Raw genomic sequence first — 20624 nt, forward strand, 5'->3', positions numbered from 1 at the left:
TTAGCCACTACTTATTTTATCACTAAGAGGAAAGCTTACAACTACTAAGGTTCGCCAATCGCCTCGGTAATATGCAGTTCGCGTTTTTTCACTAATCCGCGGCTTACAGAGTAGTCTGGTTGTGCTCAAGGGCCATTTCAATAAGCAGATCGTCCTCTGCGCCCCGGGCAATGTCAGGGGTTGGATCCCGGAAAACATGGCCATTAGTACTTAACACCGCATGTTTGATGCAAAAATAGTCATTCAATACCGGAGGCCATTGACGCATCACCCACTTAGTTTTAACCTTTTACCCCGTAGTTCACCCCAGTGAACGCGTCCTCTTCAGGGCCGATATAGCTCAGTTGGTAGAGCAGCGCATTCGTAATGCGAAGGTCGTAGGTTCGACTCCTATTATCGGCACTCACACATCAAAATCCTTATAAATCAATCACTTGAAGAGATTTTATCTCTCAATGTACGATCTTTTTATCAGGGATTCTGTCAGTAACAGTTGCCGCTGTGGTTAATAGTGGCAATTGGGATGTTAACTCATAGCGGCGTGTCGTTTCCAGGCTCAAACACGTACAAAGCGTGAACAGTCAGCACTGACGGCTTAATTTATGTCGCTGCTCTACTCGTTCCGCCAACAACTTGAAGCCGATGACGTTGCCAGCGTCTCTAATCCTTTCCCAGAACCCTTGTCAATGTGGCTCGCGCTTCGTGCGGCGTTCCATGATGCAACACATCGAGATGACGTTGCAGCGAATAAACAGGCGTAATGTTGGGAAGACTAACCGGATCGGGAAAGAATCCGGCTCTGCCACGGTTTCAGCCACCGGATCACAACGGCTACCTGATAAGAAGCCATGACAAGGCGTCATCATCTCTGTGAAGGGATCATATCTACTGCGGAAGTCGCTACGCTCCGCCTTTCCTTATGTGCCCAACACGGCACGTAATGGTCACTTATTGGGTGTCGAACCCGTTTTCAGTGACATTTTGCAGGTTTACTTCTCAGTGAGCTTTTTTATAGCCTGCCTTTGTGGCCCTACGGCGGGCCGATATGGAGGCAATCATGGTGAAGAATGCAGCAGCAACCAAACGCAACAACCGTAAAATTCACGCTCGTAAGTTTCTGGCAACACCGGAAGGTAAAGCCTGGCTTGAACGGAAGAAGGCCGAGGAGGCTGAGTTAAAGATGGTCGCAGAGGCCAGGAAATTTATCTGATTGCTATGAACCATAAAGAGGCAGATCATGGACCTATGCTGGTCGTTATAGCTGATGAAAATTCAGGCTGCGTTGGCCTGAGTAACCGTCATGGTGTTTTATGATCGGTATTTCTTTTTTCATTCTTATTTTTGACTCTTTTTACCAACGGATTTAGCCACTCTGGCTCATCAGTGAGATCAGACGAATAACAATATTCTGGGACTGCTTTCCAAAATGCTGTTATTGCGTCGGCAAACTCGACAAATTGCTTTTCTGTGATCTGGAGATCATCATGGTTCGGTACATTCTGAATACCTCGAAGTCCTGTAGGATGAGGATAATACTCTGGATGAGCTAATGATAAGGTTTGATGAGACTCTCCATCACCATGCTTGTAAACATTCACGAGCAAATTACAGGCTTTGATCTTTTCACCATATTCTGTTCCGTTGATTCTGAGTCCAATCCATTCAAGGAACTGAATCATTTGATTGAATGTGAAACCCCAAATCAGAGGAGTAATGATATCTCTTTCACACCAATGACTTAACTCTTTTATAGTATGTTCTCGCAGCCTTTTATCAAACTGGTGATACATGCCAGCTGTTACAGCCAACAATACGGAGTTTTGCATCTCCATCAGAGACCATACATAGCTGACCCCTTCTTGATATGCTTGCTCATAAGCCGCCATCGGATCATCATAATCAGGGTTAAAATGTTCAGCGGATGACTCGAGGAATTGTTCTTCTCTTTTTTCCGCTTCTTTATCCAAATCCTCGAACTGCGATAAAAGCCTACGTCTTGCTTCTGAAACATAAAATTCGTGTGGTTCAATAAAATACGGAAGATCACTCTTGGATAGCCAGAATGTCACAAAATGATCTGAGGCCATATTTTTCTCCGATTGAACAAAATTTAGTATTATTCTACATTCTACAATACCTAAACCCTTGTAATACTGCGATGAGATTTTCATTTAATCTGAAATGCGGTGGGAGGGTAAAATTTGTAATGTGTTCTTTGAGAGAAATGTCCATGAAATGAGGTGGTTATGAGTGAACGTTACGAATTCATACCTGGTTGCTTCCTTAGGTTATCCATATCTTCGGGCTATTTTACAATCATCCTCGCTGGTTCGCTTCCTCCTGATGCCCCTGGTTCTGTTCATGCGGATAATGCCGTACAAGTCGTAGGCGTACTCGATTCCTACTTCCAATTGACTTACTCGCAGCGTCAAAGTATTGCTGATTATCTTAGCTCTCAGGGGATGGAACTTTGATAAATTGGTTATCGGATACTGACAATGGGACTTTGTTTGTCGGATTAATTGCAGCATTGGCTGCAATTGTTTTTCCTTTGCACCAACTTTTGAAATCGAAGACTTCACTGGAGCTGTCTTTAGGATGTGACCAGTACGAAGATCGGATTAGTGTTTATAACAAGAGCGCTCACGACGTGACGTTAAGCTCGGCTGGTGTAGTTACAGCCAGCGGGCACCTCAGCGATAGTTCGAACGAACATTGTGATGAATATATGATCAGCCCGATGTTGCCGCGGCGATTGAAAGCCCGTGATGAAATGATCCTGAAAGTGCCATTCATCAATAAGGCATACCATAACAAGGTACATCATCGTGGTGGTGTGTATGTGAAGACATCGGACGGGAAGCTATTCAGTGATGTTAGTTGGCTGCGTCGCCGTTGGTGGTGGCTGCTTTCCGTAATCCTGAAAGATTCCAGACGTTGATGCATCATTTATCCATAGGCAAGAGTCGCGGAGGTAATGACAACTGGCAATCGCCCTGGTCATTGTTCCGTGGCTTGAATAAAGAATTTAGCTTTACTCTGGATGCAGCGGCAAGTGCTGAGAATGCATTATGCCCCAGATTCTGGACTGAGGCAGAAGACGCATTGAAGCAAGATTGGTGTGCTGAATCGTCCATATGGTGCAACCCACCATACAGCCAGATCCCATCATTCATTGAACATGCTCACAAAGCGGTGGTGACCTGCTTTCTGATCCCAGTGAGAACACAGGCCAAATGGTGGCTTAGACTCATTCTGATGAACCCGAATGCTCACGAAATCCGTTTCCTGTCTCGTAATGTGCGGTTCAAAGCTGCGCTTGGTACTAAGCAAAAGAGATTTAATAACCGTGCTCCTATGGCCTGCTGTGTTGTCATCTTCCGAAGCGTTCCACGCAAGGGGGAGATCAGGCAGACCGTCAATTGTGCTGACACTGGATTGTTGTTGCACGTCATCAACCGGGGTAGCGTTCCGGGCAGGCCGACAATCTATGATGCGGAAATGTTGGATCAGGTTATCGACCTCTATGAACGTAAACGGGCAACGCCAAAAGAGATTGCCGAACGGCTGAAAGTACCATTGCGGACAGTCCAGAGGATTGCACAAAGGTTGGCTTGATTGCGCCTTAATCCCCCGTGATTATGGCGCGTTCTGCACATCAAACGCACCGCATTTCTGCCACTCATGCCGCGTTAATCTGCACTGTTACCCTTCGCCCCCGGCGCGAAATCGCAACGCGGGGTGCTTCCAGTGTGAAAGGGCTGGCAAATATCGTTGGTTCCCAGAGCGCACTGTTAGACGGACAGCCCCAGCCATCGCGGAAAAATACCCCTACACATCAACTGATCTGCCTGACGGACACTCACACTCCCCGGGAAAAGTCAACAGAAATTTCAAAATATCTTCGTATCAGGGACATCGAGACCTCTCACGGTTCTTGGCCGCTTGGTTCATCAGACTGGCTGCATAACCTTTACCATGCAGTCTTAAAAGGACTTCCTTTTGAGACGATTTTACTTAACGGAAGAATGCGCCCTAAGAATGTCTTAAAAGATTGATTTTTATTTTTGAGACTACTATATTAATGAGACTTACTTTTGAGACAGGGAATTGATTGTGACATCAATCATTGGATATGTGCGTGTGTCTACCAACGAGCAGACGGTAGAGAACCAGAAGCAACAGATCGCTGAGGCTGGTTACCAGGTTAGCAAGTGGTACTGCGATGAAGCCACAAGTGGCAGTGTGAAGGCGGCAGAGCGTAAAGGGTTCGGTGACCTTCTGGCTTACATTCGCGAAGGTGATACATTGATTGTGGTTGGTATAGACCGCTTAGGCCGTAACACCATCGATGTGCTCTCTACTGTTGAGGCGCTCCAGGCCAAAGGCGCGAAGATTATCAGTCTGCGCGAAGGGTTTGACCTGTCAACGGCAGTGGGTAAAGCGATGCTCACCATGATGGCTGGACTGGCTTCACTGGAAAAGGATTTGATCGCAGAGCGTAGAACCGCTGGCATTAAACGTGCTCAGAATGATGGCGTCCATTGCGGTAGGCCTAATAAGGCAACCGTCGAGGATGTGCAATTACTGCTTGAAAAAGGCATGACTCCTAAGGAGGTGATGGCTGAATTGTCTATCAGCAAGGCTACCTTCTACCGTTTAAGGCCAGCGGTGTAAGCCTTCCAGGCATACCGTATTTCACCTTGTCTCTCTGACCTCGCTCCGGCGGGGTTTTTTATTGCCTGAAATTCTCCGAGCCTCCACCATCCGGTAATGCCTTCCACGCTTCATCAGAAGCCCTTAGCGGCGTTTACCGTCGCGACCTGAATCAGGATTATCACAAGCGAAGCGCCCTCCAGAGCGCGTCCCGTGAGCCTGAAAATCGGGCTGAAAACCGAGGCGATTCTCATCTTTTCTGGTTTTTTGGCGAAGGAATTTTTTTTTCAACGAAATTGGGTGCTGTTAATGGATTCGGTTTAGCACCGCGATGAACAGGCGAGCCTGCAATATCGACAGACAGAATTGACGAACCCGCGCCAGCCGTGGCGCTCAGGTCATACCGTTGTATGATTTCCACCATAGCGAAGGTCATAACTTGCTCACATCCTCGCGCGCTATTAGCACAGATTTTCCCTGAAGTGTGGAAATTATTGGTATTTAATGGCTATTAATTGATATTTATTAATAGAATAATTCTATTAATTGGTGGTTGATATCTTAGAATAGATGTGATGATCCCCACCGGGGGGGGGGACATCATGTTGTCTCCGGTAATTTCCACATCCATTGGTTAAGGATCTTTACTAATGGAATCCACCACTGAGGAAAGGTAAGTGGTCGTTGGCGACCCAGGAACACCCGTTAGCAAAGTTTGTACATGGCTTTTAGCAAAGTTTGTACACTAATCAGTAAACAAGTGAAATCAAGAATAAGATCTAAAACCCAGTCATGTACAAACTTTGTACCTTAATCATATAAAGAAGAAACCTTCTTTTTGTGTCTGGCTGTAGCCAGTTGTGTAGGTCTCTCTGTTCAGTCGCAGACGCTCCACGCTCCGCGATATGCATCGCCCATGCGGTGTCCGGCTAATCTCTCCCTGACCGGGAGAGGCCCGCCACCTTTTGGGCAGCAAGGGCGACAGCCCGCGCAGTAATTTGGACACATTGTCACGAGGAGTGTAACCCGCAGAGTCAATGGGGGCGGCGAGAGTGTGGGCCGGGGCATAATAAGCAAACATCATTAAGCAAATACCATGCCAATCCGCCACAGACTTCACAGGAAGCCCGTGGAGCGATTTAAACACTCTTGGTAATGCCGATTACTACATCAACGCTATAACGCAGCAAGACGCGATACAGAGCGTTTCATGGCGCTTGCGTCTGATGACTGGTTTCCGAGTCACTACGCAATTTACAAAATTATTATTGACTTCTGTATAAATACAAAAAGTTAATCATTGCAATTTTTAACTTATGATGGTAATATCTATAACAATGAGGCGACGTGAACATAATCAACCGCCATAAAATCAACTACATGGAGGAATAAATTGAAGAAAGCAAAAATCGACTTCGGTGTGGAAAATGCTGAGAAAATTTTCAACGCGATCATTCACGGTGAGACAACGCAAACCGCGCTATACGGATTCATCAATCGTGTCGGAACCAACAAGCGGAACACGTCTAAAGCGCTCGAACTGCTCAAGGAGCATAAGCTCCGCCTGAAACGTAATGCCCGTGCGTCACGCACTGTCCGCACGACTCTGAAACCCTACAGCGCTGAATTAGCAAAAGGCCGCGACGTGATCGAAATCATCCAGCCCGTGCTCACCGCGTGGCGTCTGTTCTACGCGAAGCAGGGCATCGGCCTGATGAATGATCAGGTGCTGCTGTTGAAAATGGTTGAGGCGGCTGGCGAGCTGGAGAAGCTGACGGGTGAACCAGTCCCGGATATGGCAACGACGGGCTGAGCCATGAAAATTCACCTCGATGATGAGACATTAGAAATCCTCCGCCAATACGCCGCTGCGCGTAACGTTCCCATCGCTGGCCTAATCTCGACGATGTGCCGGAATATGGCGAAACAGCTACAGGCGCGAGAGATAAAAACGCAATCTTCCGTCCTATGGAAATAACAGGAGACTTGAACATGAATATCTCATTCCCGGATGAGACGTACCGAACGTTGCTGAGAGAAGCGAACCGCCGCGACATGCCAATGGCGAAAATGTGCAGTGAACTGCTTCAAATAGCAGCAAAGATCATTGAAAAGACAGATTCAGATAACCAAACAGATAACCAGCGAGGGAATAGTGACCACAGAGACAGAAAAATACATCACGGTTTTTAAACGCCTCCAGTATGCAACGCACGTTGTGCGCCGTGATACCGGGGAGGAGATAAAAAACCGCATCGAAGTCGCCAGCTTCTACGGCTACATGCGTGATCAATACACGAGCTACTCCGCAAAGGACTTGGAGTTCTTCGAGTCGATGGAGAGCATGGGACTGAAATTTCAGAATACTGATCGCCGGACAGTTAAAAAATGGCTGGACGTGTTAAACGCTATCGGGCTGGTTATTTCAGACAAGCGGGGGAAGGATGAGCGCGGCTATGATCGCTATTACCACACAGTGATTCCCCTGGAGGAGATCGCGGACAACTTACTTTTCTACGGTTCAGCATCAATCAGCGGTGGACTACTGGCTGAGGGAATGTTGATCCGCTCGTTGGAGAAGAAAAAGCCACGAGGGAAAACGAAACAAAAATCCGAGGATAAACAGAGAGATGGAAATGGTCATGAGCAGGCAGAACTACAGGCAGAGCAGGCAGCAACCGCTGATCCGAGTGTTAACCTTGCCCCTGAGCCTGCCCCGGATGATTCTGAACAGCAATCTGGCATGGCATCTGACGATGACGGCAGCAGCGATGATCGCGCCGCTGGTAATCATGAGGTGAGTCAGCAGAGGCCATTCCCCTGGCAGGGTGACACCTTTATTAAGAATCGCCTGTCTGAGAACGCCTATAAATGGGCGCTCACTGCTGGCGCGACTGACTGGCATCATGCCTGCCGTTTAGTGTGGGAAAAAGTCGAAGTGACTCCGCCCACTGAGATCGACGAATGCTATAAACCGTTATCGCTATGCTGAGGAATAATGACTAATGATGACCGCAACGGCGTAAGCGCCGAACCACTCCCCGACCTACCCGATTTAACCCGCCTGTTTAAAAACCGCGCGCGAAATTTGGATGTTATGCGGAAATGCAAAATCCTCCTCATTGCAGGCTACTCCCCGCAACGTGTCTCGCTGCTGCTGCGTTTGCCGCTGGATCGTGTTATGGAATTATTTGAAAACTCATATAACGCAAAATGCAGGCGATTTGCCAAACAGAACGAACACACCAATGCCCGTTTGGCGCTGACCTCATTCAATGAAGGTGCACCGCTCGCCGATATCACAGCGGCGCTGGGATTGTCGCTGTACTGGGTGGTGATGTCTCTCCGACAGAATGGCGTTGCTGAATCCGCGATCAATTCACGTCTGCCGCCAGCAGATGACCCGCTCTATGAGGAGTATCGGAAAGTCTGTGAGCGGAAGGCATCAAGCCGTTTTAAACCGATCCAGATTAACCCGGTGAGACGCGTTAGAAAAGCCGCAGGCACGACAGCTAAAGCCTGATAGTTCCATAATTGAACCTCTTAGAAATCTTACCCTACCTGCCCGTTACGTGGCTGGCGTATCGCTGCGCCTGTGATGGGCTGGCCCTGTACAGGAATCATAAGAATGAAAACAACATTGCAAAAAGTCAGAGACGGCATTGCCGCCGTGCTTCAAGGAAGGACGGTCGAAGAGATAGAGGACGCCCAGCGCCAGGAAGCAGTCTGCGCCGCCGTTGGTCGTTTTCTTGAGTCTAACCCGGACTGGAAACCGTCTGCGAAGCCAGCGCCAGTGAGAGACAGCAAGCAGAAAACCGCAAGGATCAAAAAGAGTCTGGGTGCTGGGGCAGGTGGTTTCCAGGCCCACGAGATTGATCCGGAAATGCTCCGCTTAGCGCGGGAGAAATGCCGACAGGTGGTCGCCTCAGACCCTGAACGTTATTCGCACATTATCGAATCAACACCGATTAAAGGGACGAATGATTGAAGGTAGAATCTCTTTTAATTCACAATATGAACTTAAAGTCAATAAGCAATCGTCATTTTTGTTGTGAAATCTGGCGATGTATGGTAAAATACTAACATAGGGTGATTAATGGATTCGAAAGAGTCTACTGCGTACTACTGCCAATTGTCGCATTTAATCTCCTCTCAGGCGCTGGCCTTCGATAATGTATGAGTATGCAGCCTCATCACTTCCCAGCGCCATTTATTCTCCTGTTGTGGTACGCCAACCACGATATGGGTTTGCCCCTCCTCGGGTTGTCTGCCGGACATAAAACGGCATCGAGCGCACGGCGGTGCGATTGGTCTCCTGCCGCCGTTGCCGCTCCTCCTTTCTCTCTCAGAAAAATAACAATAACAACGCACAACGCGTACCTGTCTATTGTCCTCCGGGGTGGTATCTCCTGCCGCCTTGCTTTTTTCTGAAATGATACAGCGGCACGAATTGCCGTTAACGCCGCCGCGTTAAACCGTTGAATCCGGGCTGAATAATCTCCCGTCTGGGCTGATACAGAACTACCAAATAAAAGAAGGTCGCCACCGTGCGGCCTCTTTTTCACCTGCATATCGTCAGATTTGACGAACACAGAAACCATGCGGCCTGTAGGCCGACAACAAAACTTTATGGAGTGACATTATGAAAATGGGTGAAACCCAACGCACGTATAACGACGTGATTACGTACCACGCAGACGGCAATTTTGATCGTTGTGTCGTGAATATTCCAACCCTCGCCGTCGAGGTTCAGCCGGGTTCTGTCATCAAGTCTGATGGCACCGCGTATACCTCCGGCTCTGATGCTCTGCTGGTTCTAAGTCATCATCGCGCCGGTTCTGATGCAAACATCATCGTAGCTGACCGTGGCGTTTACATCCGTGCTGAAACAGTGATTGCCGTTATGGGTGAGACTGCTGGCGCTGCTGCTATTGCTGCACTGACTGCTAACGGCAACATTCGTGTTGCACTGGCTGACAAATAACCCCACTGATAAGGACATCAAAACTATGGCTCTTTCTTCCAATTTCGAATACGTAGATTATTCTGCGTCATTTACCAATATCCCGACACGTAACCGCATCCTGACCAATCTTGGGATTTTCCAGCGAGATACCACCGACCAGTTTAAGACCAGCGTGGATATTCTGGCCCAGATGGGGGACACCGTGGCACCTGCGGGTATGCGTTTCGGCTCTCAGTGGGGCAGCACGCCGAAGCCTAATGCATCTAACCATTTGATTGAACTGCCATTATTTCCTACTCAGGATGTGATCACGGCAGCAGACGTGCAACCATACCGTAAAATCGGATCTCCTCTACAAGCCAGCGTGCTGGATGCTGTGACCGCAAAGGGGCTGGCTCATTACGAGCGCTTCGCCGCCACAAAAGAGAAGGCATTTGCTGAGGCATTATTTCGCCACCGCGTGATCGATATGCAGTATACCCAGGACGGCCCGATCCTCGATTGGTCTGATGAGTTCGGCATTGAACAGAGCACCGGAACAATTTACACAGGTGTTGCTGCTGATCCTTTAGAGTCGCTATCTGATGAAGTTAGCAAAATGAAGCGCCGTGCGGGTGGCCTGGCCTCTCAGCTCAAAGGCATTTACCTGTTTGCGGGTTCCAACCTGTTCAAAAAGCTGCGATTCAATCCAAGCGTGCGCCAGCTCGTACAGTATGGTGTGCTTGATCCTCAGGGTCTGGTTTTCAACCGCGAGATTAACCCGGCGTTCAGTTATTTCGTGCTGGATTCCGTCACAGTGGTTGAGATGAGCGATACCGATTTTTACGGTGTGGGCGCGGATCAGGGCTATCTGGTGCCAGTGTTTGATAAACCTCTGAGTGGTCAGTCTGGAGCTTGGACAAACATTGTCGGGCCAACCAGCCGCAATCTGGAGCTTGCCTTCGCTGACGTGGTGGATTTCCGAATCTACTCCAACACCGATGCGTATAAGAATATTACGCTGTCCAGTGAGTTCAGCCTGCTGCCTGTGGCCTTCCGCCCTGACCTTTGTACGGCTATCACCAACGATGCGTCGTAATCAGGCGAGGTAAAGAAGTTGGGCGGTGATTGCCGTCCTCTTTGTTCACTTGGAGAGGTAAATATATGAAGATCGACATTATGGGCGTGGCCCAAACCAGGCTTCTGAGCGTCAGCGTTAAGACGCTTGATGATGCAGGAATTTTAAATATCAGCGGCCTTTGCCGCAAGCTGGGCGTTAAGCGCTCGACCTTCCTCAGCAAGGTAGCGACATCTGGACTCGAACAGGCGATTTTGCATTATGCAGCGCTCAAGAAGCAGCGGGATGTGCTCGCCACATTGTCAGAGAAAGATGCAGCCGCGTTTTTAGCAGCCTGCAAAGCAGGCGATAGCAATGCCAAACACTAAGGCCGGACAGGGTAAACCTGCCCGGTTTTTTTATGCCTGTTGTTCTATTCCGATCTGGATAAACTCCCCAAATCATGTAATCGTTTTACCCTCTGGGTGTAATGATCAAACTTAAAAAGGATAGTGACATGACTACATGTAGAATCTGTGGATTAACGTATGTTCCTGATGAGCCGGGTGATCAAAAGATTCACGCAGAAGAGCATAAAAAGTTGGCCTCAGGTGTGCAGCCACGCAAAGTCCGCGATTTTTCTAAGGCTTTCGGTTGGGCTGTTGCTCATAATGATGGTGGTATTGAGCGGCTCAAGAATGAAGATCCAGAGCTTGGAAAATTGGTTGTCGTTTACTCATGGTGGAGCCGTGCTCTTCAAAACGGTGTTCCTACAAAAGATTTCGATGCTTACATGAATGCACACTTGGCTTTCGCTGACTCTTTGGTTAGCCGCGAAGGAGAAGTTGAGGCTCGCGCTGGTATCGCGAAATGGGGACGATACGACGGGTAAGTTGTCACCTTAGTTTGCCGCCATCTTAATGGCGGCAATGTAGCTCTAAGGGTGAAATTCGTAACTTACCAACTCGACATAACCAGAAAGCTCCTTCATGCTGGCCCCTTGGCTGTAGGTGCGGAATGATTCAGTTTTTCCTCTCTCGTGACCTACTATCAGCGCGATCCTGTCTTCTGGAACGCCGCCACGATCAAGCTGGCTGATGAACATCCCCCGCAGGCTGTGGAATACCTTCCGTTCAGTCCCTTCCTCTCCCAAAGCCTTACGTTTAGCCCGTGTGAAACGCTGTGTGTGCCAGGTAGAGCGCTTGCCGTCGGCACGTTCAGTTATGCTGGCATGGTAGAACAGGAAACCGCTGTGATTGTTCTGGATAAGCTGTTTAACGAGAGTCCGTAACTTGCTACGAATGGGAACCTGCCGGGCCGCATTGCGCGTTTTGCCCTCCGTCACCTCGAAACACCAAACCCCCTCTACCGTTTTGATATTGTCGATCTGTAGCGAACAGATTTCATTAAGCCGCATCCCGGTATACATCCCCACCAACGCGACGGCCTTCATTTCCTGATCAAGCAGTCCCACAACCCGAGACAGTTCATCACCGCTGAATGGTTCGTAACTCTCGCGATCATGTCGCACATCCAGTTTATGAGCCGTGAAGACGTTCTCCTTTGGCGCGTCGTGGTAGCGGTTCTGGGCCAGCGCCACCAGTTGAGACAAGCAGCCCAAATAATTTGCCAGTGTCTGTGTCGCCCGTTCAAGTTTGGCGTTGTCGAGCCAGTCAGTCACCATCGTTCTATTGATCTCGTGCAGGCGGAAATCTTTGCACCTGAAATGTGCCGTGAACACCTCCACGGCCTTGATGTACTTGCTCAGAGTAGACAGCTTGCGCCTGTCACTGTGTTGGACAATGAATTCATCCCGCAGTTGGATAAGGGAAGGACACACACGAGCAGTGGCGAAGTCGATCCCCGCATTTTGGGTGACGTATTGGTCAACCTGGCGTAGTTCGTTCAGAACGCGATCAACATAACCTCCCTGCGGTTTTGGTCTCAGCCGATCACGGATGGTGAAAAACTCATACATTATCCGGTCACGAATGACACGGGCTTCTCTGATATCTGTCGTGCCAGTTGAACGCATGAACGCTGTTCGATTCCCAAACAGGGAACGCATATAAAGCGGCAAAGATACCTTAACCGCATAACACGATGATCTTTCTCTGACTAAGTACGCATTCGGCTTGTATTTCATGTTCACCCCGATCTAAGATTCAGGGGCAACTACTACTGGTTGTGTTAGTACCGATTATCAGTGACAGCGCATTCGATTCGAAGAATCAATGACTTGCGCAGCCAGTCGTTGGAATAGAAGGTCGTAGGTTCGACTCCTATTATCGGCACCATAAAAAAATCATTTAAAATCAATAAATAAAACTTAAAACCCGTCTTTCATTGACCTATAAGAATCGATAAATCCCCCCATAGCGACCTGGCTGATGATGCAATCTCTCGACGGCGGGTATCCCAGCCGCAGCTTTATGGCCGCTATTGTCCTAAGGCTCGCCCAGCCAGCTCCAGCAAGCTGGCTGTGGTCATACAGCCTCCCATTCAGTTTCCCCCTGGTTAAAATGGCCTTCGAGGAGCTACAATTCCCGCAAATCTTCCGGTAAGGGCTTCTCAATGGACGACGAAAAATTACGCGCCTACCTTAAAGCGATTGGTATGGGGTGCTTTGTGACGTATTACGACAGGTTTGCCAGCGCAGCTGTTTCACGCGCGGACCTTATTGAACTGCTGCATGCCCAGGAAGGGTACACGGAAAAAAGCGGTGGGAGCCGCACCAGTAAAGCGAGGGCAATTATTGCCGCAGGGGCAAGTGAAGAAGCATTAAGGGTGATTATTGCATCCAATCGGGTGAACGATGATTTAAGAGATGCGACGCGAAAATTACTGATGAAAAAATTTGCCTAAAACCAGCGTAACATCGGCTACTCCCGGCCCTCATTGGTATCGCAACATATCCGTGAAGGCCGTAGGTTAGTTTTCTGTTATCTCCCCTCTCCCCTCCTCCCTCAAAAATCATTCAGACACCGCTACGTCTATTTGCTTTTTTTAACGTTAAAGCTGCCTTTTTGCCCTTTCCAGGGATGGCAGGATTGTTATGGCAAAGCCGCCTTTATTATTCAATCCGCCTCACGTTGGGATGCTTTTCCGTTGCCGCCTCGTGAAAAATATCATCCAGCCAGCCGGGAATCTCGGTTTCGGTAAGATCGTCGGGAATAATAACCTCATACAGGCGGGAAAACTTTCGCTCCGTCAGGTCAGCACGAAATACCAGCCAGCGTTCACCTTCGCGCTGAACCCCTATATGTCGGCCAAATACGTCATAAATCAGCATCATTACCTTCTTTTAGCCCCGCGTTGATCCTTTCTGCTCCTACTTTAGCTGAATCCCCATGCAAAACGAAGACGTTCGTTTTATCGAGTTGAACGGCAATAAGCCGCAGCCACGCCTCAATGCGCCCCTGCCTATTCCCTGACATCCGTCCATTTTTTATCCGCTACTCCACCCTGAAATCACACTTTGTTACACCATATTTCAGAGGTGACACACTTTAAAAACAGGATTATTCTGATCCCAATTTCTTTAACCCTCTGAGAATTCAATGAATAAAATAATCTTCGCGGCGGTAATTCTTTCTTCAGCTCTTCTTGGCGGCTGCGCCTCGGTCCCTTTAGCCAGCAATGCTGAAAATGCGACGGCTAAATCATTCCCCGCGCCGGAAAGCGGTAAGGCCGGTCTCTACGTGTACAGGGACAGCTTTGTCGGAAAAGCGCTAAAAAAAGACGTTTATCTGGATGGGCGCTGCCTCGGAGAGACCGCCGACAGGGTCTTTTTCTATCAGCAAATATCGGCCAGCCAGCCGCATACGCTGGGGACAGAATCTGAGTTCTCACCAAATAACCTGACGCTCAACATCGCCCCGGGCAAGAACTACTTTGTTCGCCAGTACATTAAAATGGGCGTTTTCGTCGGCGGAGCCGGGCTGGAACAGGTTCCTGAAAGCGAAGGTATGCGCGTCGTTTCCAAACCGGAAGTTAAGCTAGCGGTACCGGGTAAGTGCGATAACTAATCGGCGACGATTGTATGCTGCTGACATCCAGCCCCTATCGGCGGCTGGATGCCGGCGTAATCATCATCAGGGTGCGTCAATCTGCCCTGAGTGGCATAAATAAGATCCTCGGCTCCTGGTAACAGGATATCTGTCTTTATCTCAGGCCAGCGGGAACTGGATATACAAAATAACCAATTCGTTTAAAAAGGCGATGAGAACGTAATAGACGGAGAACGTAGCGGACTGAACGAGAAATTTAACAATAATATCCTGGCGGTTTTATCTTAAACCGGGGTATGGTTATTACGCGCGCTTAAATAATTAATTGAAGCAGCGCCGGAAGAATATCGTTGATAAGAAGGAAGATTAATCCGTGACGCTATTAAGCTTCCGGTACCTGAGCGGCGGCAAGCTATAGTTATTTGAAAAAACTCGGGTAAAGGTCTGTTGAGAATCAAAACCATACTTAAAGGCGATTTCCATTATCGTGTCGTTGGTCTCTACAAGGTCTTTTGCCGCGCGGGAGAGGCGCCGATCGCGAATATACTTGCCAAGGCTAATGCGTTTAACCTGGAAAAATACCCGCTGAAGATGCCACTTAGAGTAGCCCGCCCGCGCAGCAACATCCTCGATCCTCAGCGGTTTATGTAAGTTTGAATCAATCCATTGGCTTATCTCATCGATGATGTCTTCTGTTTTGAACATAAATAGACGCTCATTATGCAAGGGTTATGATATGACATCATCCTTCTCAGGATACATATGATCTATTTGTAGATTTCTGCTACGCCGTGCAGCCGATTATTTCCTGTTGTTGACAGGATTTTGAACGACGTTGCCCCCTGCTCATCTGCCTTGCGAGAAAGCGCATTCGATAAGTCATCCAGCGTATAGGCGTTGCTGGCCGAAACTACGCCAATTTTCTCCTTGCCGTCGGCATGGTTTATTTCCTGCGCGGCAGATGCGGCATTTACTGAAATGAATCCCATGAGTAATGTGGTAATAAGCAGTGTTTTCATATCCAATACCTCTTATAAACTGTATGTTTGAAACTGGACTCGGATCAGGAGGAACGTCCTGCGTCTGTATATTTAAATATACAGATCGAAGCTGTCATAAGACTGACCGCTATATGACAAAATTGTCAGGGTTATTAAATCGATGTGACCCGTTTGGACAACAGGTTTAGCTCGTTAATCACGCACTCTGGCTCTTCATTGAGAGGCATATTGTCCATATCTAAGACTCCCTCGTTTCTTTGCGGACTGTCGTTCTTGAGAGCCGCAAACAGCGGCGAGAGATCCGCCTGCTCTTGCCCTTGCTCGGCCACCAGCTCGAAGGTCTTATTTTTTGCCGCATCGCTGGTCAGGGCGCTCACCAGCACCCGGGCGATTTGAGCTCTGGATATCACGCCATCATCCGGCGTTCCGGCGTGGCGCCGATCGCCCTGGAGCATCACGATCCTCTGCTCATCATCATTGTTGTAATCAAACCAGCCCGGCCTGACGATGGTATAGGGATGACCGCTGGCTCTGACCAGACGCTCGGCGCGCCTTTTCCAGTCATGAACCTCGGTGCGTTGATTCCAGGTGCTGAGCCGCTCGGTGACGCCAATCGTGGTCATTAAAGCGATGCGAACAGGCTTCTCTTTAAACATTATGAGGATATTACGCACGCCGCCATAATCTATCGCCCTGGCGCCAATACGCCCCTGCCCATCTGAACCGAGCGTAAAAATAACGGCATCAATATCTTTCGCCACATCGTTCAGCGTTTCGGGCAGCGAAACGTCGCCGTAAAAAATATCGCTTCCGCGAGGAAGCAACTTCACCTTACGCCGATTTCTGACCAGCGCCACGGGCCGATGGCCCATTTCGATTGCGCTATTCATGACGTGAAGTCCGATACTTCCTGTCGCGCCGGCAACGAGTATTTTCATAATAAACCTTCTGATAATTCAGACATATTTTTGATAGGGATAGAATATCAATTATCATTATTGTCAGTAACAGGGCTAAAATGATTGTGTCTATGAACGCCCTTCATGAGTTCTCTTTGGGGGGAATGTTTCAATAAGGAAACCGCCAATGCTCAAAGAAAACTTCAACGAACTCCAAATCTTCCTTGTGGTGGCACGAGAGCGAAGTTTTACCAAAGCCGCGGGTAAGCTTGGCGTTTCCCAGTCAGCGCTTAGCCACGCGATGAAAGCGCTGGAAGAACGGCTAAACATCCGCCTTTTGACCCGAACCACCCGCAGCGTGGCTCCTACCGAAGCAGGTGAAAGAATTATTGCCTGCCTTGAGCCCCGCATTGCCGACCTCGAGCAGGAGCTGGAGTCGCTGGTTCAGCTGAACGGCACCGCCTCCGGTAATATCCGCTTATCCGCCGGGGAGCATGCCGCCCGGAGCCTGGTCTGGCCGAAGCTCAAACCCTTTCTCAGGGAATATCCGGAAATCAATATCGAACTGGTCGTGGATAATGGTTTTGTCGATATCGTTGAGGGGCGCTTTGACGCTGGGATCCGCCTCGGCGAAAGCGTGGATAAGGATATGATCGCCGTAAAGATAGGCGCAGATATGCGAATGGCGGTGGTCGGTGCACCGGTATATTTCGCCGCTAACCCCGCGCCTGAAACGCCGCACCAGCTACAAAACCATCGCTGCATCAATATGCGCCTGCCTACCGCCGGCGGCCTGTATCACTGGGAGTTCGAGAAGGATGGCAAACCGCTGCGCGTCAGGGTCGAGGGACAGGTGACGTTTAACCTGCTGGCGGAAAGAATAGATGCCGTTCTCTCTGGCTTTGGCATCGCCTGCGTTCCAGAAAATATGGTTGAAGGTTATGTCCAGTCGGGGGAGCTCATTCAGGTTCTGCAGGAGTGGTGCCCTTCTTTCCCCGGATACTATCTTTATTACCCCAGCCGCAAGCAGCACCCGCCCGCTTTTGCGTTAATGATCGACGCCCTTCGCTACGCTGAATAGCTGGCCCGCCGAGCGCGGCGAACCAGCCAGGGTCTTAACGGCCTACCCGAGCCTGATGCTCAGGCGAGTAGCGCTCGCCGACGATTTTTATCGTTTCAAGCGCCTGCGTGACCTGGCGTAAATCATCCTGAGACAGCGTAATGTCCACGGCGCCCAGATTCTCCTCCAGACGGTGCAGTTTGGTCGTGCCGGGGATGGGAACAATCCACGGTTTTTGTGCCAGCAGCCATGACAGCGCGATTTGCGCCGACGTTACGCCTTTTTCGGCTGCCAGTGCGCCCAGCAAGGTGACCAGCTGTTCATTGGCTTCAATCGCTTGCGCGGCGAAACGCGGCACCGTGCTGCGATAATCGTCCTGACCAAACGAGGTTCCGGCCCTGATAGAACCGGTCAGGAATCCTTTGCCTAGCGGACTGAACGGCACGAACCCAATGCCCAGCTCGGCCAGCAGCGGCAGGATCTCCCTTTCAGGCTCGCGCCACCACATGGAATATTCGCTTTGCAGCGCAGCGACCGGCTGTACGCTATGCGCACGTCGGATGGTCTGCGCACCCGCTTCGGAAAGGCCGAAGTGTTTGACCTTTCCTTCGGCAATCAGATCTTTTACCGTTCCGGCCACATCTTCAATGGGGACCTCAGGATCGACGCGATGCTGGTACAGCAGATCGATAACCTCCGTTTTGAGACGGCGCAATGACCCTTCAACGGCCTGGCGGATATGCTCCGGCCGGCTGTTTAAAATCTGCTGCCGGTTGTCATCCCCGAAGGTAAAACCAAACTTGGTGGCGATGACCACCCGGTCGCGAAAGGGTTTTAAGGCTTCGCCAACCACCTCTTCATTGAGGTATGGGCCATACACTTCGGCGGTATCAAAGAAGGTGACGCCGCGTTCAACCGCGGCGCGAATGAGTTCGATAGCCTGACGGGTATCCGTTGCCGGGCCGTAGCCGTGGCTCAGCCCCATGCAGCCGAGTCCGAGGGCCGACACTTCAAGTCCGGAGTTGCCCAGATAGCGTGTTTGCATTGAATAAGTACCTCTTTTGTCGTGGCTTAAACGTCAAGTTTGCGGCCGGTCAGCCACTCCACCATTGCCGGATCGCGATGGGAGAAGAAGGCGCTGGTTGCGGTGTCCAGGGCGGCAATCTGCAGCATATCTGCAGAGCTGAGTTCAAAATCGAGAACGTTGATGTTCTCCGCCATGCGCTCTTTGCGTACCGATTTCGCCAGCGAAACGATGCCCCGCTGGAAGATCCAGCGCAGAACAACCTGGCCGACGCTCTTGCCATACTTCTGGCCGATCGCCGTTAACACGGGGTGCTGGAACAGACCATTTTTGCCTTCGGCAAACGGCGCCCAGGCTTCCGGCTGAATGTCACGGCTTTGATTCCACGGCACCGCGTGCAGCTGCTGGTTGAAGGGGTTAACTTCAATCTGGTTTACCGCCGGCGCGACCTTGTTGAAAGCGATAAGATCGGCCAGTCTGTCAGGGTGGAAGTTGCTGACGCCAATCGCGCGAATTTTGCCAGCCTGCTGCAGCTCTTCCATCGCGCGCCACGCTCCGTGGACGTCGCCGTAGGGCTGGTGAATCAGGTACAGATCAACGTAGTCCAGCTGCAGCCGGTTCAGAGAGCGCTCGAACTGCGCCTTAGCCCCTGCGTAATGGGTATCCTGCAGCCAAAGTTTGGTGGTGACAAAGAGTTCGTTGCGGGCGATCCCCGTCTGCTTCAGCGCGTTCCCGACCTGGGTTTCATTCTGGTAAGAAGCCGCGGTATCGATCAGGCGATATCCCGTATCGATGGCATCAATAACGGCTCTCTCGCATTCGGCAGCATCAGACATCTGAAACACACCAAAGCCCAGCAGGGGCATTTCAATACCGTTGTTCAGTTTTACAGTTTGCATGACGTTATCCTTCAGCTGTTGTGTGGGAAAAGCATAACGCAAAGCAATTTATTCGATTAGATAGGGTAATTAGCTAGGGTTTATTAGATGAGTTCATTAATACGGCTGACGTCGGCGTGCAATCATTCGATCAGCCGCTATTTTTCCAGGCTCACCCTTCGTCCGGGGTTATTAGCCGCCCGTTTATCTGAGGCAGGAAATATACTTTTCGCCTGAACGACGCACGATTTCATCGGCGTTTTGCGTAATGTCTTTTCCTTCAAACGCACCGTAGAGTTTTTTAAATTTGACCGTACCCAGGCGCTGGATAATGTCGCTGACCGCTGCGGCTGGCAACGGCAGCATGTTAGGGTAGCTCCACATAAAGGAGACGGCATGCGCGCCAGGGGTGACCTGAACGATATCGCCCGAAAGCACTACGCCCTCATCTCGCATCCAGTGCAGAACACAGCCGCCGGCAAAGTGCCCTCCGAGACGTATCACATTGACGTCACGAGTCAGATTTAGGCTGTCGCCTTCCCAAAAGGTAATCCAGGGGCTGTCGCGCATGACCCATTTGCTATCACTGGCATGAAGGTAAATCGGGACGCTAAATTCTTCAGCCCAATCCTGCATGGTGGTGTAGTAATGCGGATGCGATATCGCGATGGCCTTCAGCCCGCCCAGGGACGTTATTAGCATTTTCGTGGCGTCGTCGAGCGTGGCAATGCAGTCCCATAGAATATTGCCCTGCGGGGTACGCAGAATAAACGCGCGCTGATCGATCGCAAAATCAGGGACGGTGCGGATGCTGAGGAGATCGCCGTCGTGTTGTTGCCACTTATTTGTGTGCGTCGCGCAAAGGACGTCAAAATCGATCCATTTCTGCCCGCTAGCGGGGACATACTGGCGTTCATCTTCGCAGATATTACACTGCTGCGGGCGGGAGTCGGTTATCTCATAGGATGTGCCGCAGGTTTTGCATAAAACGATCATTGAGTCCTCCTTATTTTTCCGTCTGAGCCAGCGGCAAGGGGGCAGAGCACGGCCGCGCATCGGATAAAAAACACAGTCAGCATGGCACACAGATACAC

General features: G+C 50.0%; 28 protein-coding genes and 1 tRNA gene. 19 read left to right on the top strand and 10 right to left on the bottom strand.

The annotated features are described in order from the left end of the window. Nucleotides 1-329: 329 nt before the first annotated feature. The 3 genes from MMW58_RS23235 (at nucleotide 330) to MMW58_RS23245 (ending at nucleotide 1210) form a co-directional block, all read left to right on the top strand. Nucleotides 330-402, top strand: a tRNA-Thr gene (locus tag MMW58_RS23235). A 200-nt stretch (nucleotides 403-602) separates the two neighbouring features. Beyond that, nucleotides 603-761, top strand: a complete 159-nt coding sequence (locus MMW58_RS23240; protein WP_241722195.1) for a hypothetical protein — start codon at nucleotides 603-605, stop codon at nucleotides 759-761. A 296-nt stretch (nucleotides 762-1057) separates the two neighbouring features. Next, entirely contained in the window at nucleotides 1058-1210 is a 153-nt protein-coding gene (locus tag MMW58_RS23245; protein WP_167879611.1) for a hypothetical protein, read from the top strand. An 88-nt stretch (nucleotides 1211-1298) separates the two neighbouring features. Here the strand turns inward: MMW58_RS23245 and MMW58_RS23250 are convergent, their stop codons facing one another. After that, nucleotides 1299-2087 (bottom strand): hypothetical protein, encoded by a 789-nt coding sequence (locus MMW58_RS23250; protein ID WP_241722196.1) that lies wholly within the window; start codon nucleotides 2085-2087, stop codon nucleotides 1299-1301. A gap of 159 nt (nucleotides 2088-2246) precedes the next feature. Here MMW58_RS23250 and MMW58_RS23255 point away from each other — a divergent pair, with 159 nt between their 5' ends. The 4 genes from MMW58_RS23255 to MMW58_RS23270 all read left to right on the top strand — a co-directional run bounded on the left by MMW58_RS23255 (nucleotide 2247) and on the right by MMW58_RS23270 (nucleotide 4677). Next, nucleotides 2247-2474, top strand: a complete 228-nt coding sequence (locus tag MMW58_RS23255; RefSeq protein WP_241722197.1) for a hypothetical protein — start codon at nucleotides 2247-2249, stop codon at nucleotides 2472-2474. After that, complete coding sequence (locus MMW58_RS23260; protein ID WP_128879198.1) at nucleotides 2471-2941, top strand: hypothetical protein; 471 nt, start codon at nucleotides 2471-2473, stop codon at nucleotides 2939-2941. Before MMW58_RS23255 ends, MMW58_RS23260 begins: the two co-directional genes overlap by 4 nt. Further along, the gene (locus tag MMW58_RS23265; RefSeq protein ID WP_241722198.1) at nucleotides 2941-3618 is read left to right on the top strand and encodes a DNA N-6-adenine-methyltransferase; all 678 of its coding nucleotides are present in this window, start codon (nucleotides 2941-2943) and stop codon (nucleotides 3616-3618) included. The genes MMW58_RS23260 and MMW58_RS23265 overlap by 1 nt, the downstream gene beginning before the upstream one ends. 498 nt (nucleotides 3619-4116) lie before the next feature. Continuing rightward, the gene (locus tag MMW58_RS23270; protein WP_241722199.1) at nucleotides 4117-4677 is read left to right on the top strand and encodes a recombinase family protein; all 561 of its coding nucleotides are present in this window, start codon (nucleotides 4117-4119) and stop codon (nucleotides 4675-4677) included. Between the two features lie 229 nt (nucleotides 4678-4906). On the opposite strand, the gene MMW58_RS23275 is transcribed toward MMW58_RS23270, so the two are convergent. Next, the gene (locus MMW58_RS23275) at nucleotides 4907-5092 is read right to left on the bottom strand and encodes a hypothetical protein (protein WP_241722200.1); all 186 of its coding nucleotides are present in this window, start codon (nucleotides 5090-5092) and stop codon (nucleotides 4907-4909) included. Between the two features lie 957 nt (nucleotides 5093-6049). Here MMW58_RS23275 and MMW58_RS23280 point away from each other — a divergent pair. From MMW58_RS23280 to MMW58_RS23320, 9 genes are all read left to right on the top strand, one after another. Continuing rightward, the gene (locus MMW58_RS23280; RefSeq protein ID WP_241722201.1) at nucleotides 6050-6469 is read left to right on the top strand and encodes a hypothetical protein; all 420 of its coding nucleotides are present in this window, start codon (nucleotides 6050-6052) and stop codon (nucleotides 6467-6469) included. A 179-nt stretch (nucleotides 6470-6648) separates the two neighbouring features. Continuing rightward, nucleotides 6649-6849 (top strand): hypothetical protein, encoded by a 201-nt coding sequence (locus tag MMW58_RS23285; protein ID WP_241722202.1) that lies wholly within the window; start codon nucleotides 6649-6651, stop codon nucleotides 6847-6849. Beyond that, nucleotides 6812-7648: a DUF6945 domain-containing protein gene (locus MMW58_RS23290; RefSeq protein WP_241722203.1), complete on the top strand. Its 837-nt coding sequence runs from the start codon at nucleotides 6812-6814 to the stop codon at nucleotides 7646-7648. The genes MMW58_RS23285 and MMW58_RS23290 overlap by 38 nt, the downstream gene beginning before the upstream one ends. 6 nt (nucleotides 7649-7654) lie before the next feature. After that, nucleotides 7655-8179 (top strand): hypothetical protein, encoded by a 525-nt coding sequence (locus tag MMW58_RS23295; RefSeq protein WP_241722204.1) that lies wholly within the window; start codon nucleotides 7655-7657, stop codon nucleotides 8177-8179. Between the two features lie 105 nt (nucleotides 8180-8284). Continuing rightward, entirely contained in the window at nucleotides 8285-8644 is a 360-nt protein-coding gene (locus MMW58_RS23300) for a hypothetical protein (RefSeq protein ID WP_224931139.1), read from the top strand. 654 nt (nucleotides 8645-9298) lie between these two features. Then, a complete protein-coding gene (locus tag MMW58_RS23305; protein WP_241722205.1) occupies nucleotides 9299-9640 on the top strand; it encodes a hypothetical protein in 342 nt (113 codons plus the stop codon). Between the two features lie 25 nt (nucleotides 9641-9665). Continuing rightward, nucleotides 9666-10700 carry a major capsid protein gene (locus MMW58_RS23310; protein WP_241722206.1) on the top strand — a complete coding sequence of 345 codons (1035 nt, stop codon included), beginning with the start codon at nucleotides 9666-9668 and terminating at the stop codon, nucleotides 10698-10700. Nucleotides 10701-10765: 65 nt separating this feature from the next. Continuing rightward, on the top strand, nucleotides 10766-11047 hold the full coding sequence (locus MMW58_RS23315) for a hypothetical protein (RefSeq protein ID WP_241722207.1): 282 nt from the start codon (nucleotides 10766-10768) through the stop codon (nucleotides 11045-11047). A 128-nt stretch (nucleotides 11048-11175) separates the two neighbouring features. Next, a complete protein-coding gene (locus tag MMW58_RS23320; RefSeq protein ID WP_241722208.1) occupies nucleotides 11176-11550 on the top strand; it encodes a C2H2-type zinc finger protein in 375 nt (124 codons plus the stop codon). Between the two features lie 45 nt (nucleotides 11551-11595). On the opposite strand, the gene MMW58_RS23325 is transcribed toward MMW58_RS23320, so the two are convergent. Next, nucleotides 11596-12804 carry a site-specific integrase gene (locus MMW58_RS23325; protein ID WP_241722209.1) on the bottom strand — a complete coding sequence of 403 codons (1209 nt, stop codon included), beginning with the start codon at nucleotides 12802-12804 and terminating at the stop codon, nucleotides 11596-11598. A gap of 428 nt (nucleotides 12805-13232) precedes the next feature. On the opposite strand from MMW58_RS23325, the gene MMW58_RS23330 reads away from it, so the two are divergent. Then, a complete protein-coding gene (locus tag MMW58_RS23330; protein WP_241722210.1) occupies nucleotides 13233-13523 on the top strand; it encodes a hypothetical protein in 291 nt (96 codons plus the stop codon). A 208-nt stretch (nucleotides 13524-13731) separates the two neighbouring features. On the opposite strand, the gene MMW58_RS23335 is transcribed toward MMW58_RS23330, so the two are convergent. Further along, a complete protein-coding gene (locus tag MMW58_RS23335) occupies nucleotides 13732-13950 on the bottom strand; it encodes a DUF7661 family protein (protein ID WP_133601402.1) in 219 nt (72 codons plus the stop codon). Nucleotides 13951-14218: 268 nt separating this feature from the next. Between MMW58_RS23335 and MMW58_RS23340 the strand changes: the two genes are divergently transcribed. Continuing rightward, a complete protein-coding gene (locus MMW58_RS23340) occupies nucleotides 14219-14686 on the top strand; it encodes a DUF2846 domain-containing protein (protein ID WP_241722211.1) in 468 nt (155 codons plus the stop codon). A 348-nt stretch (nucleotides 14687-15034) separates the two neighbouring features. Here MMW58_RS23340 and MMW58_RS23345 read toward each other — a convergent pair whose 3' ends face one another. From MMW58_RS23345 to MMW58_RS23355, 3 genes are all read right to left on the bottom strand, one after another. Beyond that, complete coding sequence (locus MMW58_RS23345) at nucleotides 15035-15373, bottom strand: helix-turn-helix domain-containing protein (protein WP_241722212.1); 339 nt, start codon at nucleotides 15371-15373, stop codon at nucleotides 15035-15037. Nucleotides 15374-15435: 62 nt separating this feature from the next. Next, nucleotides 15436-15687 carry a YdgH/BhsA/McbA family protein gene (locus MMW58_RS23350; RefSeq protein WP_133601392.1) on the bottom strand — a complete coding sequence of 84 codons (252 nt, stop codon included), beginning with the start codon at nucleotides 15685-15687 and terminating at the stop codon, nucleotides 15436-15438. A 134-nt stretch (nucleotides 15688-15821) separates the two neighbouring features. Further along, nucleotides 15822-16607, bottom strand: a complete 786-nt coding sequence (locus tag MMW58_RS23355; RefSeq protein WP_159237642.1) for an SDR family oxidoreductase — start codon at nucleotides 16605-16607, stop codon at nucleotides 15822-15824. Nucleotides 16608-16755: 148 nt separating this feature from the next. Between MMW58_RS23355 and MMW58_RS23360 the strand changes: the two genes are divergently transcribed. Next, nucleotides 16756-17649, top strand: a complete 894-nt coding sequence (locus MMW58_RS23360) for a LysR family transcriptional regulator (protein ID WP_133601390.1) — start codon at nucleotides 16756-16758, stop codon at nucleotides 17647-17649. 34 nt (nucleotides 17650-17683) lie between these two features. On the opposite strand, the gene MMW58_RS23365 is transcribed toward MMW58_RS23360, so the two are convergent. The 3 genes from MMW58_RS23365 to MMW58_RS23375 form a co-directional block, all read right to left on the bottom strand. After that, nucleotides 17684-18673 (bottom strand): aldo/keto reductase, encoded by a 990-nt coding sequence (locus tag MMW58_RS23365; protein WP_241722213.1) that lies wholly within the window; start codon nucleotides 18671-18673, stop codon nucleotides 17684-17686. A 26-nt stretch (nucleotides 18674-18699) separates the two neighbouring features. Next, entirely contained in the window at nucleotides 18700-19551 is an 852-nt protein-coding gene (locus MMW58_RS23370) for an aldo/keto reductase (RefSeq protein WP_133601388.1), read from the bottom strand. Nucleotides 19552-19734: 183 nt separating this feature from the next. Next, complete coding sequence (locus tag MMW58_RS23375) at nucleotides 19735-20526, bottom strand: MBL fold metallo-hydrolase (protein ID WP_123706697.1); 792 nt, start codon at nucleotides 20524-20526, stop codon at nucleotides 19735-19737. Between the last annotated feature and the right edge of the window lie 98 nt (nucleotides 20527-20624).

This window comes from Klebsiella sp. HC6 (genome assembly GCF_022605325.1).
Lineage (GTDB): Bacteria > Pseudomonadota > Gammaproteobacteria > Enterobacterales > Enterobacteriaceae > Klebsiella > Klebsiella terrigena.

Coding starts and splice junctions, on each gene's coding strand:
- MMW58_RS23245 (WP_167879611.1), top strand. CDS start 1,058: ATGGTGAAGAATGCAGCAGCAACCAAACGCAACAACCGTAAAATTCAC.
- MMW58_RS23340 (WP_241722211.1), top strand. CDS start 14,219: ATGAATAAAATAATCTTCGCGGCGGTAATTCTTTCTTCAGCTCTTCTT.
- MMW58_RS23250 (WP_241722196.1), bottom strand. CDS start 2,087: ATGGCCTCAGATCATTTTGTGACATTCTGGCTATCCAAGAGTGATCTT.
- MMW58_RS23360 (WP_133601390.1), top strand. CDS start 16,756: ATGCTCAAAGAAAACTTCAACGAACTCCAAATCTTCCTTGTGGTGGCA.
- MMW58_RS23355 (WP_159237642.1), bottom strand. CDS start 16,607: ATGAAAATACTCGTTGCCGGCGCGACAGGAAGTATCGGACTTCACGTC.
- MMW58_RS23300 (WP_224931139.1), top strand. CDS start 8,285: ATGAAAACAACATTGCAAAAAGTCAGAGACGGCATTGCCGCCGTGCTT.
- MMW58_RS23320 (WP_241722208.1), top strand. CDS start 11,176: ATGACTACATGTAGAATCTGTGGATTAACGTATGTTCCTGATGAGCCG.
- MMW58_RS23375 (WP_123706697.1), bottom strand. CDS start 20,526: ATGATCGTTTTATGCAAAACCTGCGGCACATCCTATGAGATAACCGAC.
- MMW58_RS23265 (WP_241722198.1), top strand. CDS start 2,941: ATGCATCATTTATCCATAGGCAAGAGTCGCGGAGGTAATGACAACTGG.
- MMW58_RS23240 (WP_241722195.1), top strand. CDS start 603: ATGTCGCTGCTCTACTCGTTCCGCCAACAACTTGAAGCCGATGACGTT.
- MMW58_RS23370 (WP_133601388.1), bottom strand. CDS start 19,551: ATGCAAACTGTAAAACTGAACAACGGTATTGAAATGCCCCTGCTGGGC.
- MMW58_RS23295 (WP_241722204.1), top strand. CDS start 7,655: ATGACTAATGATGACCGCAACGGCGTAAGCGCCGAACCACTCCCCGAC.
- MMW58_RS23330 (WP_241722210.1), top strand. CDS start 13,233: ATGGACGACGAAAAATTACGCGCCTACCTTAAAGCGATTGGTATGGGG.
- MMW58_RS23305 (WP_241722205.1), top strand. CDS start 9,299: ATGAAAATGGGTGAAACCCAACGCACGTATAACGACGTGATTACGTAC.
- MMW58_RS23365 (WP_241722213.1), bottom strand. CDS start 18,673: ATGCAAACACGCTATCTGGGCAACTCCGGACTTGAAGTGTCGGCCCTC.
- MMW58_RS23350 (WP_133601392.1), bottom strand. CDS start 15,687: ATGAAAACACTGCTTATTACCACATTACTCATGGGATTCATTTCAGTA.
- MMW58_RS23345 (WP_241722212.1), bottom strand. CDS start 15,373: ATGTTCAAAACAGAAGACATCATCGATGAGATAAGCCAATGGATTGAT.
- MMW58_RS23285 (WP_241722202.1), top strand. CDS start 6,649: ATGAATATCTCATTCCCGGATGAGACGTACCGAACGTTGCTGAGAGAA.
- MMW58_RS23335 (WP_133601402.1), bottom strand. CDS start 13,950: ATGCTGATTTATGACGTATTTGGCCGACATATAGGGGTTCAGCGCGAA.
- MMW58_RS23275 (WP_241722200.1), bottom strand. CDS start 5,092: ATGACCTTCGCTATGGTGGAAATCATACAACGGTATGACCTGAGCGCC.
- MMW58_RS23325 (WP_241722209.1), bottom strand. CDS start 12,804: ATGAAATACAAGCCGAATGCGTACTTAGTCAGAGAAAGATCATCGTGT.
- MMW58_RS23310 (WP_241722206.1), top strand. CDS start 9,666: ATGGCTCTTTCTTCCAATTTCGAATACGTAGATTATTCTGCGTCATTT.
- MMW58_RS23315 (WP_241722207.1), top strand. CDS start 10,766: ATGAAGATCGACATTATGGGCGTGGCCCAAACCAGGCTTCTGAGCGTC.
- MMW58_RS23255 (WP_241722197.1), top strand. CDS start 2,247: ATGAGTGAACGTTACGAATTCATACCTGGTTGCTTCCTTAGGTTATCC.